This window comes from Bradyrhizobium sp. 25ACV (genome assembly GCF_054863005.1).
Genome location: NZ_JAVAYO010000175.1, coordinates 1 through 245, shown reverse-complemented (window position 1 = coordinate 245; position 245 = coordinate 1). Strand labels below are relative to the sequence as shown.

Below are 245 nucleotides of genomic sequence, written 5' to 3'. Positions count from 1 at the left end.
AGCACGGATTTCAGCTCTACCGCGCCCGAACGCAATGGCGGTGGGCATGATGTCGCATTCGATGCGCGCCTCCGCCCGACCGAGCCAGACCATCGGCTTCAGACCTGACGACTGGGTAGCACGAGATTCTTTCGCAGCACGACCGTTCGTTAACAACCCGTTTTTCGGAAACGCGTTCTTCCGGCGATCTTTGTTCATTCCGCCTTTTGTCAACAACCCATTTTTCGTTCCGCCATTCTTCAGTA

General features: G+C 55.5%; 1 protein-coding gene. It reads right to left on the bottom strand.

The features are described from left to right. Positions 1–245 (bottom strand): hypothetical protein (locus tag RAD04_RS39050; protein ID WP_461628018.1); only part of this gene is annotated, 245 nt, incomplete at both ends.